Origin of the sequence: Granulicatella sp. WM01 (assembly GCF_004570605.1) — a bacterium.
In the GTDB taxonomy this organism is placed as follows: Bacteria; Bacillota; Bacilli; order Lactobacillales; family Aerococcaceae; genus WM01.
The window spans coordinates 12,593-27,502 of the sequence record NZ_SPPB01000020.1; the positions used below are offsets into that span (position 1 = coordinate 12,593).

At 33.5% G+C, this 14,910-nt stretch carries 11 protein-coding genes; 4 read left to right on the forward strand and 7 right to left on the reverse strand.

The window, feature by feature from the left end:
• Positions 1-176 precede the first annotated feature (176 nt).
• Positions 177-905 carry a pseudouridine synthase gene (locus E4T68_RS04100; RefSeq protein ID WP_135124401.1) on the reverse strand — a complete coding sequence of 243 codons (729 nt, stop codon included), beginning with the start codon at positions 903-905 and terminating at the stop codon, positions 177-179.
• A gap of 775 nt (positions 906-1,680) precedes the next feature.
• Here E4T68_RS04100 and traF point away from each other — a divergent pair.
• Complete coding sequence (gene traF / locus E4T68_RS04105) at positions 1,681-2,025, forward strand: conjugal transfer protein TraF (protein WP_135124403.1); 345 nt, start codon at positions 1,681-1,683, stop codon at positions 2,023-2,025.
• 283 nt (positions 2,026-2,308) lie between these two features.
• Positions 2,309-3,865 carry an ABC-F family ATP-binding cassette domain-containing protein gene (locus E4T68_RS04110; RefSeq protein WP_135124404.1) on the forward strand — a complete coding sequence of 519 codons (1,557 nt, stop codon included), beginning with the start codon at positions 2,309-2,311 and terminating at the stop codon, positions 3,863-3,865.
• A 52-nt stretch (positions 3,866-3,917) separates the two neighbouring features.
• On the opposite strand, the gene E4T68_RS04115 is transcribed toward E4T68_RS04110, so the two are convergent.
• The 4 genes from E4T68_RS04115 to E4T68_RS04130 form a co-directional block, all read right to left on the reverse strand.
• Complete coding sequence (locus E4T68_RS04115; protein WP_135124406.1) at positions 3,918-4,559, reverse strand: aspartate/glutamate racemase family protein; 642 nt, start codon at positions 4,557-4,559, stop codon at positions 3,918-3,920.
• 143 nt (positions 4,560-4,702) lie between these two features.
• Positions 4,703-5,986: a serine hydrolase gene (locus E4T68_RS04120; protein WP_167753805.1), complete on the reverse strand. Its 1,284-nt coding sequence runs from the start codon at positions 5,984-5,986 to the stop codon at positions 4,703-4,705.
• Positions 5,979-6,551: a xanthine phosphoribosyltransferase gene (gene xpt, locus E4T68_RS04125; RefSeq protein ID WP_135124410.1), complete on the reverse strand. Its 573-nt coding sequence runs from the start codon at positions 6,549-6,551 to the stop codon at positions 5,979-5,981. Before xpt ends, E4T68_RS04120 begins: the two co-directional genes overlap by 8 nt.
• 18 nt (positions 6,552-6,569) lie before the next feature.
• Positions 6,570-7,118, reverse strand: coding sequence for a DNA-3-methyladenine glycosylase I (locus E4T68_RS04130; protein ID WP_135124412.1), 549 nt, complete (start codon positions 7,116-7,118; stop codon positions 6,570-6,572).
• Positions 7,119-7,223: 105 nt separating this feature from the next.
• Here E4T68_RS04130 and upp point away from each other — a divergent pair, with 105 nt between their 5' ends.
• Entirely contained in the window at positions 7,224-7,859 is a 636-nt protein-coding gene (upp, locus tag E4T68_RS04135; protein WP_135124414.1) for a uracil phosphoribosyltransferase, read from the forward strand.
• A gap of 421 nt (positions 7,860-8,280) precedes the next feature.
• Here upp and E4T68_RS04140 read toward each other — a convergent pair whose 3' ends face one another.
• Positions 8,281-9,477 carry an acetate/propionate family kinase gene (locus tag E4T68_RS04140; protein WP_135124416.1) on the reverse strand — a complete coding sequence of 399 codons (1,197 nt, stop codon included), beginning with the start codon at positions 9,475-9,477 and terminating at the stop codon, positions 8,281-8,283.
• A 16-nt stretch (positions 9,478-9,493) separates the two neighbouring features.
• Positions 9,494-10,219 (reverse strand): MIP/aquaporin family protein, encoded by a 726-nt coding sequence (locus E4T68_RS04145; RefSeq protein ID WP_135124418.1) that lies wholly within the window; start codon positions 10,217-10,219, stop codon positions 9,494-9,496.
• 449 nt (positions 10,220-10,668) lie between these two features.
• Between E4T68_RS04145 and E4T68_RS04150 the strand changes: the two genes are divergently transcribed.
• A complete protein-coding gene (locus tag E4T68_RS04150; protein WP_167753806.1) occupies positions 10,669-14,670 on the forward strand; it encodes a bacterial Ig-like domain-containing protein in 4,002 nt (1,333 codons plus the stop codon).
• Positions 14,671-14,910: the final 240 nt, after the last annotated feature.

Genomic DNA, 14,910 nt, shown 5'->3' on the forward strand with positions numbered 1-14,910 from the left:
TCATTATTTCAAGCCTTTTTTATCAGTTCTTTATCAATTTATGCTACTAAAAGATAATCGTACTAGTAAACCATTCTCACAACTATTTTCTATTTATAAGAATTTCCCACCAACAAGAACTGATTTTAAATAAGTTATATTAATTTTTTTCTAGTGTAATTGAGTTTTTGGTATATTTATTTATGACTATTGCGCTCTACAAGACTTAATAACAAACGGATTTCATTATGATACAACTCACGATAATCTCCAACTTCAAGCCTGTCATCTAAAACAATCCCTGCAAACATAATTCGCTTTAAAAAAATGACTTTTTTCCCTACACTTAAAAACATCTTTTTCACTTGATGAAATTTGCCTTCAGCTATCGTTACTCTTGCCACACTCCTATTATCCTCTGCTGAGATAATCGTAAGTTTAGCACTTTTGCATACCGTTCCATCTAAAAATACAATACCTTGCGCAAAAGCTATACAATCTTTGTCCGTTAAACGTGAATTGACCACAACTTCATACACTTTATCCACATGATACTGTGGGTGCAATAACTTAAATCCTAAAGGTCCATTATTCGTTAATATCATCAATCCTTGAGTATCCCTATCCAAACGCCCAATAGGATACACATCTTTTTTATGATTAGGCACCAAATCCACGACTGTTTGATGATGACTATCTCTTGTTGCACTTACTACACCACTCGGTTTATTGAGCATATAATACACCTGACTATCATGCCCCACTCTTTTCCCATTTACTAAAATAGTTTGAACATTGGCATCAACTACTTGAGATAAATCCTTTGCCAGCTCCCCATCTATTGTCAGTGCTTTAGTCTGTATTAATCGCTTTATTGTTTTCCGTGAATAATGAAAAGTGCTTTCTAATAATTTATCTAATCGCATTGCTTCACTTTCCTTTTTATTATCTGCTCTTTCTCACACATCATAACTGCTCTCTTTCTATCATGTACACACCATATTTTTTCTAATCAAATAATAAACTTATAGTATCATTTAAAAAGACTAATTGACAAGTAACCCCCTTTAAAAATCACTCTTTCATACATGCATATTTATGCCTAATTCAGTAGACAATGCTTTGATAATTTATAAAAAGCCTTTGCCAAAACATTTAGAGATTAATAAAAACACAACATTCATGTCATACAAAATACGAGTAAATCAGTATATCTTATTCCAATATAATGTCTATTATTTTACATAAACCTCCTTATAAATAAAGAATAAGTCTAACTAAAAATATACTCTATTTTTAACAGCATGCCAAACATATCTGCTTTCCCTTTATTTTTTATCTCATCTTTTCCCTGTCTATATCGTTTTTATGTAGTATTTTCATTTTATTGTGTTATTTTTATATTTAATCAATATTGCTATTAATAACATCTCTTACTTTCTATCAAAAGGATTACTTTTCTCTTTGTGTACTTTTATGCGTGCGAAATTATTTTATATTCCCTCATGTCACTTTAAGCACGGTCATTTTTAGAATGCATTTTCCTGTATATATGGATATAATTATATTTTTTACAATTTTTTTCATTATTTCTTCTTTTTCATCTTATTTAACACATTATTCAAAAAAATTAGGCAAACTAGTTTATCTCTATCCTATTTTATGGCATACTAGTCTTAAATATATTTAGGAGGTTCTATTATGGAACAATTTAATCAAGATATTTCAGTACTTACATCTGTAAGTATTCAACGTGCCTTAGATGCCATTCAACAACATGAAAATGCAATCTTTTTTATCGGACGTGCTACATGCCCATATTGTCGTTTATTCGCTTCAAAATTAGCACGTGTTGTTAAAGAAATCCAAGCAACTGTCTATTTTGTTAATAGCCAAGATATTACACAAACTGATTTAGCAGATTTCCGTAGCACATACAATATTCCAACTGTACCCGGATTTGTTCGTATTATAAACGGAAAAGTAGATGTACGTTGCGATTCTTCAATGACTGAACAAGACATCAAATCATTTATACAAGCATAATAAAGTGAACGTATATCTGTATATCCTGTAACTTATCTAAAAATAATGAGTCCTGATAAAAAATCTTTATGTCAATGTTTTGATATTTTATCGGGGCTTTTTTATATTTTCGCAATACCATAAACCTTTTTACATCACTATTTATACATACCGCATTTAAAATGGATTTCCCTTTGTATTGTTCCTTTAGTTAAAAATAAACTTCTCTATGCTATAAACTAATTGAAAAAATGAAGCAACTCTAATACAATAGAAAAGAATAAAAAAGAAATGAGTAAATAATATGAGTATTTTAACAGTTGAAAAATTAACACATGGATTTGGTGAACGTGCCATTTTTAATGATGTATCGTTCCGTCTCTTAAAAGGAGAACATATTGGTTTAGTTGGTGCTAATGGCGAAGGAAAATCAACATTTATGAACATTATTACTGGAAAACTCCAACCAGATGAAGGCAAAATTGAATGGTCTAAACATGTTCGTGTAGGCTATTTGGATCAACATACTGTCTTAGAAAAAGGCATAAGTATTCGTCAAGTGCTACAAAGTGCCTTTGAACATTTATATGATATTGAAGCACGTATTAATGATATTTATATGGAAATGGCTGAAGCTAGCGAGCAGCACATGAATGCTCTTATGGAAGAAGTCGGCGAATTACAAGAGTTATTAGAATCACATGATTTTTATATTATTGATGCTAAAGTTGAAGAAGTCGCTAGAGCATTAGGCATTACTGCTTTCGGTTTAGATAGTGATGTTAGTGAGTTATCGGGCGGGCAACGAACAAAAATTTTACTTGCTAAACTATTATTAGAAAAACCTGAAATTCTTCTTTTAGATGAACCAACAAACTATTTAGATGTAGAACATATTGAATGGTTAAAACGCTACTTACAAGAATATGAAAATGCCTTTATTTTAATTTCACACGATATTCCGTTCTTAAATAGTGTCATCAACCTCATTTATCACATGGATAATCAAGCATTGACACGTTATGTAGGCGATTATCATAAATTTGAAGAAGTATATGCTCTAAGAAAAGCACAATTAGAAGCAGCATACAATCGTCAGCAAAAAGAAATTGCAGAATTAAAAGATTTTGTCAACCGTAATAAAGCACGAGTTGCAACGCGTAACATGGCAATGTCTAGACAAAAGAAATTAGACAAAATGGAAATGATTGAGTTGGCACAAGAAAAACCGAAACCTCAATTCAACTTTTTAAATGCTAGAACACCAAGTCGCTTTATTTTCCAAACACAAGACTTAATTATCGGATACGATACTCCGCTCACTAAACCTTTAAATTTATCTATGGAACGTGGACAAAAAATTGCAATCACTGGAGCTAATGGTATTGGCAAGACAACACTTTTAAAAAGTTTATTAGGCATTATTAACCCATTGGATGGAACAGTTGAGCAAGGTGAATTTTTAGAAATAGGCTACTTTGAACAAGAAATAACAGGTGATGTATCTAAAACATGCTTAAATGAAATTTGGGACACTTTCCCATATATGAACCAAGCAGAAGTGAGGGCAGCTCTTGCAAAATGTGGACTAACAACTAAACATATTGAAAGTCAAGTAAAAGTATTAAGTGGTGGAGAACAGTCAAAAGTAAGATTGTGTAAACTTCAAAATAAAGAAAGTAATATTTTAATTTTAGATGAGCCGACAAACCATTTGGACGTAGATGCTAAGGCTGAATTGAAACGTGCCTTACAAGATTACCGTGGGAGTATTTTAATGGTTTGTCACGAACCTGACTTTTATGACGGACTAGCTACACATATTTGGGATTTCTCAACATATTCTCTATTAAAGAGCTAATGATTAAATAACTGGAATAACCCTCGTATCACCAATAAGATACGAGGGTTTCTTATATTGCGTTTAATTGTGTTAAAAAATAATAATCTGCACTAAGACACGGCAAAGTTGTCTTAGCTTGATAGTAATCTAAAAAGTAAGGAAAATGTGTGCATCCAAATACAATCACCTCTACCTGTAATGTTTCAAAAATAGAAATCGTATCATGAAGCCCCATTGTTTCAACAATTTGATGTGGAGGTAAATTTGTTTCAACAGCCTCTACCCAGTCAAGACTTGATATAGCATGTACTCTACTTATCGGATTATGCCGTGTGATGACACGTTCTATTCCTGCACTACCTTGTGCATTAGCTGCTAAAAATCCCATTTTTGTATATTGTTTAGCTAGCGATTGGTAAAAATGGAGTGGCGTTATAATAGGTATACTAAGGTGTTGTGAAAGTGTATCAAAATCTACCGAACTACTTAAAGAATTACAATAAATCAATACTTGTTTAACACCTTTTCCTTTGAAATCTTGTAGGATAGCTTGCAAGACTTTTTCTTTTTCATGTTTTGACAACACTTGAAATGCAGTCTGTTCTTGTGGAGTTGGAGAAACAGCCACACTTATATATGTATTTGTTATTTGTTTGACTAACTCAACACCAAATCGTGTATCTGTTGGTGTTCCCGCAATAATACCTATCATATTTTCCCCTTTCTATGTCTACATGACATATTTCATAGTCAATAATTTTCATTGGCTAAACTGAAAAAATAGCTATTTCCTATTGTACATATCAAGTCTTATAGAGATTTCTCCCCACTTTACATTGACCTATATATTTGTAGTTATTTTCTTTTCTTTTTAAAAATCATCACGACAATAACAACACCTAAAATACTTAGTGCAACAAAAGTAATTATTTTTATACGTTGTTCTTGTTGTAAACGTTCCTCGTGTGCTCTTTGTTCAGTCAAGTTAACTACTGAAATAATATGTGGCTTTTTCCCAAAAATATTATCATACGACGGATAAATAGTTAATTGATTATGTTCCAAACTAAATGTTGTTTGTACATTTTTTTCAACAACACCTTCAACACTTTGCCCAATGGCAACTTCACTATCTCCAACAGCATACGTGCCTGCTGCAACTAATTCACGTTTTTCATACGTTTGGAAAATATGCTCCAACAATGCATTCCCAAAATAATGACGAATATATTTCCCATTTTCATTCTCAAATTGGCTAACACCCAATATAACTTCAATAACTCTCAAGTTTTCTCTTTTAGCCGTTGCAATATAATTGTATCCCGCTTCTGGACTTGATCCTGTTTTTAAACCGTCTACACCACTTACCCCATACAAAGCACCTTCAAGTGAATAATTCGTTGCTTGTAGCGTTTCTGGGAAACTTGTTTGTTGCCCTACTGTAATACTCACATGTTTTGTATAGTCTAAAACTGAAGGATAATCACTTAGCAAGCGATATGATAATATAGCTAAATCTCTTGCTGTACTAATATTTCCTTTATGTTGAAGATTTGTTGGGACGCTCATTACTGTTGTGTACGAATCAAAGGTTGCTCCGCTTGGATCAGCAAAGCGTGTATTGTTCATGCCAAAATCTGCTGCTTTCTGATTCATTTGTGACACAAATGTTTCCCAATCCCCTTGAGATATTTTTTCCGCTAACATCATACTTGCCACATTAGAAGAACTCATTAACGTCATCAATAACAATTCACGAATAGAATACTCTTGCCCTGCAATAATTGTTGTATTGCTTAATTCCCATAATTGACTCATGTTTTGATGCATTTGCGTTGCCGTAATGGTTGCATCTACGGATAGTTTACCTTGCTGAATAGCCTCAAACACAAGATATGCACTCATTAATTTTGATAAACTGGCTGGATCTCGTTTTTCTTGAGCATTCTCTTCCCATAAAATTTGTCCACTATCTGCATCAATCACAACACTTGATTTGGGTGTATCTTGTTGATTGACACTATACCCAGCTTTTGTTGTTAGTTCGTATAAATTAGTCTGTGCATAAACAACCGTTGAACTGAACAGACCAGCCATCAAACTAACTCCCCCTAATATTTTTCTTAGTCTTTTATTCAAAGGTAACTCTCCCCTCATCTAAAGATGCAATTCTACATAATGAATGCACATCAAAATTAGCTTGTTCTAATAATTTTCTCCCCTCTTGAAATGATTTTTCAATTAAAATACCCACACCAACGGTTGTTGCTCCAGCTTGTTTAACAATATCATCTAAACCCATCACTGCACCACCATTGGCTAAAAAGTCATCAATAATTAACACTCTATCTCCTTGACTTAAATACTCTTTAGATAAAATCACCTTACTGGTCACATTTTTCGTGTAACTAAAAATTTCTGTACTGTATAAAGTATCTTTAGTTAATGTAGAGGGTAATGTTTTCTTTGCAAATACCATAGGTACCCCAAAAGATAATGCTGTCATAATCGCTGGAGCAATTCCACTTGCTTCAATTGTCAAAACCTTTGTCACTCCAGATTCTTTAAAATAGCGATAAAATTCATCTCCTGCTTGTTTCATTAGCGGCGCATCAATTTGATGATTGACAAATGAATCAACCTTTAACACATTATTTGGATAAACCTTTCCATATTTTAGTACCATTTCTTTTAATAATTCCATACACTAACTCCTTTTTGTTTATTTGAACGCACAATGATCAAGATGATCATTTATTATGCCAATAGCTTGTAAATAAGAATAAATAATCGTTGATCCTACGAATTTAAATCCTCTTTTTTTCAAATCACGACTTATCTTATCTGATAGTTCACTGTTTACTGGAACTTCTCCTATATGTTCCCAGTGATTTACAATAGGTTGATTATCCACGAAAGACCATATATATTGACAAAATGTTCCATATTCTATACAAACTTGTTCAAAAGCAATAGCATTCTCACGCAATGCTTTTATTTTTAGTTTATGTTTGATAAGTCGCTCATCATGCCTTAATTTTTCTAATGTATCATCTGTATAGTATTGAATAATTTTCCAATTAAAATTATCTAAAGCCTCTCTAAGTCCTTGTCGCCTGTTCAAAATAATTTGCCAACTTAACCCTGCCTGTTTCCCTTCTAAAATTAATAATTCAAATAAATGGCGATCGTCATAAACTGGTTTTCCCCATTCTGTATCATGATATGCTCTCATTAATGCATTATTTTCTGCCCACGAACATCTACACATTGCACCCTCCAAATAATAAGATACATATAGTATATAAAAAGACTGGAAAAAATGAAAGAATTACGATAGAATAGATGAAGAAATTTTAGAAAGTAGGTTAATCGTATGGGAAAATTCATGGTATTAGATCATCCTCTAATCCAACATAAATTAACAATGATTCGTCAAAAAGATTGTGGAACAAAAGTCTTTAGAGAGGTTGTCAACGAAATTTCAATGTTGATGGCTTATGAAGTATCTCGTGATTTACCATTAGAAGATATTGAAATTGAAACACCGTTAACAAAAACTGTACAAAAAACATTGTCTGGGAAAAAAGTAGCCGTTATTCCTATCTTACGTGCAGGTTTAGGCATGGTTGATGGTATTTTACAACTTATTCCCGCTGCTAAAGTTGGGCACGTTGGCATGTATCGTGATCACGACACATTGGAACCGATTGAATATTTTGTGAAATTACCTTCTGATATTGCTGATCGCCAATTATTCGTAGTTGATCCTATGTTGGCTACTGGTGGCTCTGCCGTTGCTGCTATTGATGCTTTAATCAGTCGAGGGGCACAACCATCTGCAATTAAATTTGTTTGTTTAGTCGCTGCACCAGAAGGTGTTGCCGTATTACGTAGTGCTCACCCTGGAATTGATATTTACACAGCTTGCCTAGACGAAAGATTAAATGATGATAGTTACATCATGCCCGGTCTAGGAGATGCAGGCGATAGATTATTTGGCACAAAATAATGAGGCACACTAAATCGTGTTGGCGAACGTTCTGTTCACCGACACGATTATTTTTTTCAAATAGTCATGTTTTAAGAATATAGTGTATCGTTTACGGCTGAAAACACATAACCTCATCACTAAGCTGGAAGATACTCTATCGTATTCTTTAACTATACCATATCAACTATCTGATATGCCTTGATATTTGCTCTAAATAACCAGCAATCTCCTTATGTAAAACGACATATTTGTTCTTTTCTACTCCCTAACCGTCACTAATTCTCTCACATGTATATTCAATAAAAAACCAGCATGACATTAATTCATGCTGGCTGTTATATGTTATATGGAATTTTTGGACTTTTTGCTTAGTCTTTTTTTGCCTCTATTGATAAAATTTTTAAGATAAAATAAGCTATATCAAATACGTTACACTATTCTATATAGCTGATAGTATTGCTAAGGTTTCTTGAGCAATCATGATTTCCTCATTTGTTGGAATAACAGCAATTTTTGCACAGGATTTCTCATTATGAATAAAAACTTGCCCTTGCTCATTGGCAGAACTGTTCACGAAAAGCCCTAAGCATGCTAGTTTTTCAATTACTAATTGACGGATTAAAACCGAATTTTCTCCAATTCCAGCCGTGAATACAAGAACATCTAAACCACCTAAATCAATAAGTGAACTGGCTATCGTCTGTGCAATACGATTAACAAACATACTTATAGCCAATACAGCATCAGCATCGCCGTTAAAATACGCCTCTTGTATGTGTCTAACATCATGACTAATTTGCGAAACAGCTAATAAACCTGATTGTTTATTTAATATATCAGTCATATCGTCAATACTCAACTGTTCTTCTTTCATAAGAAATGGCAAAATTGATGGATCAATGTCACCTGAACGTGTTCCCATCATTAATCCAGCCAGAGGGGTCAATCCCATTGATGTATTTATAGATTGTCCATTTCTCATTGCACAGATGCTTGCCCCATTGCCTAAATGACAACTAATAACTTTCAAATCATCTCTCCACTCACCTTGTGCTCTCATTAATTCAGCTACTTGTTGCCCAATATAATGATGACTTATACCGTGAAATCCATACTTACGTAAAGCATAACGTTCACGATATACTGCTGGCAATGGATAAGTATAATATTCTGGCATAAGTGTATGATGAAATGCCGTATCAAATACAGCAACTTGTTGACTTTTAGGGAGTGCATGAGAAAATGCTTTTATTCCCATAATATTTACTGGATTATGACTAGGTGCTAAAAATGAAAGATTTTCAATTTTTTGCATAACATCATCTGTAATGCACACAGCATGAGTAAACAATTCTCCACCGTGTACAACACGATGCCCCACTCCGTCAATTTCATCTAAAGAATTAACAAATTGTTTTTCTACAATATATGTTAACAAATAGTCTACAGCCTCTTGATGTGTACACAATGGCAATATAACACTTTCCTTTTGGCGATAGCTTGTCCACTTAAACTGCATTGTACCTGCTCCAATATGTTCAAAAATCCCACTGATGATACTATTTTCCTGTGGCATATCTAACAGTTGAAACTTTAATGATGAACTTCCTGCATTAATGACAAAAATTTTTTTCATGTTTTGCTCCAAACCTTTAAACAAATGATAATAAAACTTTTGCGAATAAAGCTGCTAGACTTGCTCCCAATATTGGCGCTACAATAGGAATCCATGCGTATGACCAATTTGACCCACTTTTATTCGGAATAGGTAAAATAGCGTATGCCAAACGTGGTGCAAAATCTCTAGCCGGATTCATCGTATACCCAGTAGTAGAGCCAAACGATAAGCCCATCGCAATAAATAAACACGGCACGTAAAATGGTGCCAATCCAGCTACTTGTTTATAACTGTTTATCATTAGTAACACGAATATGAAGAAAAATGTTGCTATAAATTCACTAATAATATTAAACAGTGGATCATTAAGAGCTGGTGATGAGGCAAAAAGATTAACTGTATTTCCTTCTTGAGCCGAAGTTTCTTTAAAATGTGGATAATAATGTAAGACAACAATACTTGCTCCTACAAATGCTCCCAACATTTGCATAAAAATATATCCTAACACCATATCAACATTGAACATACCATTTAAAGCATAAGACAATGTGATAGCTGGATTCAAATGTGCTGAAGAACCACATGCACTAGCAACAAAAATACCTAGCATTAAGGCAACTCCCCAAGCAACACAAGAGGTTAACCAGTTTGGTGACATCTCTTTAGCAAATGCATATTTTAAGTGGATAGATGCATTAAAACCTAATCCAAATACAATTAATACTAATGTACCTAAAAACTCTCCTATATATTCGATTATTCTCCCTCCTCAATCTATAAAATTATCATGTATCCCTCAATTTATACATGATATTTTCATTATAACAGTATATTTTAAAAAAAGAAATGCATTTTTTGTTCAATATAACCATCGTAACATTTTTCACATTCTCTGATACTGCGCTTATAAACACGATTTATTTAAGAAATTATTTAATAGTATTATATACATATATAATCTATAAAAAACCTATCATTTAAATGTTTATATCTATTTTTTATAAAATACATTTAAAATAGATAACAAACACAAATATATACTATTCATTTGTCAATACTATATTCACTTAAGTAAAAATTATAGCTAAAATTACACAAATTAAAGCATTTTTTCTCAAAATCGTGTAATCGCGTAAGAATACGTTTACATTTATTTGTAGTCATGATATGCTCATCATATACAATACTATTATGAAAGGGGTCTTACGAATGACCTTAAAGAAAATGTTAAAACTTGGCATTATTGCCAGTAGTATTTGGACTATTCACTACACTACCGCTCAAGCAACCCTTGCTCAAGAGTCCTCACTAGCAAATGACAATACATCAAATAGTTCTACAACAGACGAAAAGGTATCTAATGTTCCAGATTCTCCTCAATCATTAGCACCGAGTATTCGTCCTAGAGAAGTCAAATTTAATAGCAATGCTGACTTTGAAAATTGGAGCGAAGACAAACAACCTGCACACGATATTAATCGTTCTAGCGTTCCACTTATGTCACGTGTAAACGGGTCTAAAGTTGTCAATCCTTTAGCAAATCCTGAAGCAAAAGTACATGCCGTATCCTTAATGAATTCAAAAGCAGCTGACCATGCATCTGTGGGTGGAGATGAATTTAAAGCCTATGCATTTGACTATTGGCAATATGTTGATTCTATTACGTTCTGGGACGGTCCTATTCCTTCTCCAGACGTTATTGATACTGCTCACAGAAATGGCGTTCCCGTATATGGTACACTTTTCTTTGATTGGTCAGATAGTATTGATAAACAAGAAAAATTCTTAGATTTCATTAAGGAAGATTCTCCAAATTCTAATACCTTCCCATTAGCACGACAAATTGTAAAAATGGCAAAATATTATGGATTTGATGGGTATTTCATCAATCAAGAAACAACAGGTGAGCTACTCAAAAATAAAGGCGAACAAATGCGCCAATTTATGCTTTATGCTAAAGAATACGCCCAATCAATTAATTATCCAATTCGTTTTGCTTGGTATGATGCCATGACAACTTATGGCACAAGATACCATATTGACGGTGTTAACCACTATAATCAATCTTTTGTGACACCAAATGAAAATGGAACAGTTCCAGCAGACGAATTTTTTGCTAATTTTAGATGGTCTACTAGGACAAATGATGATTCTATTTCAACTATGAATAGTATAGGACGAAACCCTTATGATGTTTATGCTGGTTTTGAATTACAAGCTCGTTCATACAATACACCAGTCCGTCGTCATCACCTTATAGGCAGTAATCAAAAAACAAAACTTTCGATTGGTTTATACACTCCTGATTCAGTATTAGGCTTATCTCCTCATGCAGAAGATTATCACAAAAATGAAAATATCTTTTGGACTGGTCATAATGGAGATCCAACAACTTCTGATGATTCACACCCTGTTTGGTCAGGTATATCACGTTATGTTATAGACAAAACAGCTTTAACAGGAACAACATTTAATACCTCATTTAATACAGGACACGGAAAAAAATGGTTTATTAACGGACAAGCTTCACGTCAAAGTGAATGGAATTATCGTTCTGTAGCTGGAATTTCTCCAACTTGGCGTTGGTGGATAAACTCAAATGGCGAAAAATTAACTGCCGATTACGATTTTGATTCTGCATATAATGGTGGAAATTCTCTCGTCTTTTCCGGAAATATGAGTCAAGGCACACAAAATGATGTTATGCTTTATGCAAGTAACTTAGATGTTACACCAACAAGTAAACTGTCTGTAAGCCACAAAGGTGGACAACAGGCTACTATTCAAATCGGTGTCAGCACAAGTCCAAATTATGATGAAAATTCATTCCATTACTATACATTAACTCCAAGTAATGATTGGTCTACAAATACATTTGATTTATCTCAACTAGCAAATCAAAAAATCCATGCTATCAAATTACGTGTAAACAACACTCAAGCAGATAATCAATTTAAGTTTAATCTAGGACAAATTAGCATTTCACCAAATCAAGATGCTCCTTCCGCTCCAGAGTCTGGGCAAATTTTAGATAAACGTTTATCTCATGCTCAACTAGCTGAAGGTATTATTCATTTTGATAAAGTAGATGGAGCAGATTATTACGAAGTTTATCAACAATATGGAAATGAATGGCAATTAATTACCGGCTCTTCTAATAATACTATTTACTTATCAAAAATTACACGACCACAAGACGCTACTGGAACAACGCAACCATTAAAAGTTGTTGCTGTTGGTAAGAATGGTGTTCGCTCTGCTGAAACAATTGTACCTTTTGAATGGGAATTGACAACATCAGATACAACTGTACCACGTCCATTGGCAGAAAACGTTGTATTAGGTGCTACTGTTACTGGATCATCTGTTCCACAACAAGCAGGTAGTGAAGGAATTGAAAGTATGCTTAACGGAACAATCACAAGTAACTCTGACAAATGGTCTTCACATGCTAGACAAGCAACTGTAGATATTCGCTTAACTCAACCTCGCACAATTAGACGTTGGGCAATGGATCATGCGGGTGCAGGTGGTGAATCTGTTAATGACGGATTGATGAATACCAAAGATTTTGATTTATACTATAAAGATGAAAATGGAAATTGGCAACTTGCTCACTCTATTCGCAATAATATCGCTCATGTAACTGATGTTGAATTAGAGCGTCCTATTACAGCTCAAGAATGGCGTTTACATGTCCTTACATCTGACAACGGAACACCTTGGAAAGCTATTCGTATTTATAATTGGAGAATGTATGAAACTTTAGACAATGAATCTAATAACCTTCCAATGAGTAGTGCTCATGCAACAAGTTTAGCGAATAATCATGTTCAAGTGTCATTTGATAATGTTCCTGCGGGAACTACAGTAACGCTATATAGCGATAAAGAAGCAACTAATCCATTAGCTACTGCAACAGCCGATAGAGACGGTAGACTTGTCTTTCCAGTTATGAAAGACACACCATTGTCATCACTTATCTATTATCGTGCACAAATGCCTGGTAAAGAACTTAGCTATACATTAGCAATGCCTTATCAAAAAGTGCAAAAAACAGTTCAAGAGCTTGTTTATACACCACTTCAAAAAACAGTATACAAAAAAGAAGAAGCATTAGATTTAACTGGTGGATCTATTCGTGCTTTGTATGTAGATGGAACAAGTGAAGTCTTTGCATTAACACACCTTGCTATTACTGTAACAGGATTTAACAACGAGCAAGTTGGAAAACAATCACTTACTATCCAATTCTTAGATCAAACATTATCTGATGTGCAAAATGTCTTTGTCAGTGATCAACCTATGGACACACGTAAGTTATTAGATGTATCGTTAACGAAAAAACCTAAAGTACAATATTATGTAAGCCAACCATTAGATATTCGCAAAGGTGAATTGACTCTCACTTACACAGACGGTCATTCAGAAATCATTCCACTAACAAATGAACAAGTCAAAGTTACTGGATATGATTCAGCAAAAATTGGTAAACAAACCTTAACGATTACTTACACTGATAGACAAATTCCTTTAGAAATTAATGTAGAAAAAGAACCAATCAACACGCAATATCTTGACCAAAAATTATCTGAAGTTGAGGCATTACTTGAAACTCCACGCTTTTTAAACGCTACAAAAGACACTCAAGAAGCCTTATTAAAAGTAATTGCCGATTCTAAAAAACTATTAGCTGACGACAATAAAACAAACGAACTTCTAAATGAACAAGTGACTTTATTGGATAAAGCCGTTGCTGATTTAAAAGAACAACCTAAGAACGAAGAACCTGCACCAAGTAAACCTGATACTGACGATACAAATAGTGGAACTAATGGAAATAATACCTCTAGTATGAGTACAGAACAACCTGGTTCTAATAACCCTAGTTCTAATAACCCTGGTTCTAATGACCCTGGCTCTAATGACCCTGGCTCTAATGACCCTGGTTCTAATGATCCTGGTTCTAATGATCCTGGCTCTAATGATCCTGGCTCTAATGATCCTGGCTCTAATGATCCTGGCTCTAATAATCCTGGCTCTAATGATAAAGATAAAGATAAAGATAAAGATAAAAATAAACATAAAAACAATAATACCTTGTTGCCTGAAACAGGAACAGATTCTTCTCCATTATCTTTACTAGGATATACTATTTTAGGAGCTTTAGGTATAACATCATTTAAAAAACATAAAAAAACTAAACAATAATATGGTATAAATAAACATTTCATTTTTATCCATAAAAATCAAAAAACGTGAAATCAATAAATTGGTTTCACGTTTCAGATTGTTGACAATATAATAAAAAAAGCACATCACATTTTTAAAATAGAAAAAATGTGATGTGCTTTTATATTAAACCTATATAGAGTAGCAAAAGTACTGTTTAAAAGAAAAAAACAATACTGTTTGTGTAGTATTGTTGCCAGTTTTTTCATATTTTGGGTA

Coding starts and splice junctions, on each gene's coding strand:
- E4T68_RS04100 (WP_135124401.1), bottom strand. CDS start 905: ATGCGATTAGATAAATTATTAGAAAGCACTTTTCATTATTCACGGAAA.
- traF (WP_135124403.1), top strand. CDS start 1,681: ATGGAACAATTTAATCAAGATATTTCAGTACTTACATCTGTAAGTATT.
- E4T68_RS04110 (WP_135124404.1), top strand. CDS start 2,309: ATGAGTATTTTAACAGTTGAAAAATTAACACATGGATTTGGTGAACGT.
- E4T68_RS04115 (WP_135124406.1), bottom strand. CDS start 4,559: ATGATAGGTATTATTGCGGGAACACCAACAGATACACGATTTGGTGTT.
- xpt (WP_135124410.1), bottom strand. CDS start 6,551: ATGGAATTATTAAAAGAAATGGTACTAAAATATGGAAAGGTTTATCCA.
- E4T68_RS04130 (WP_135124412.1), bottom strand. CDS start 7,118: ATGTGTAGATGTTCGTGGGCAGAAAATAATGCATTAATGAGAGCATAT.
- upp (WP_135124414.1), top strand. CDS start 7,224: ATGGGAAAATTCATGGTATTAGATCATCCTCTAATCCAACATAAATTA.
- E4T68_RS04140 (WP_135124416.1), bottom strand. CDS start 9,477: ATGAAAAAAATTTTTGTCATTAATGCAGGAAGTTCATCATTAAAGTTT.
- E4T68_RS04150 (WP_167753806.1), top strand. CDS start 10,669: ATGACCTTAAAGAAAATGTTAAAACTTGGCATTATTGCCAGTAGTATT.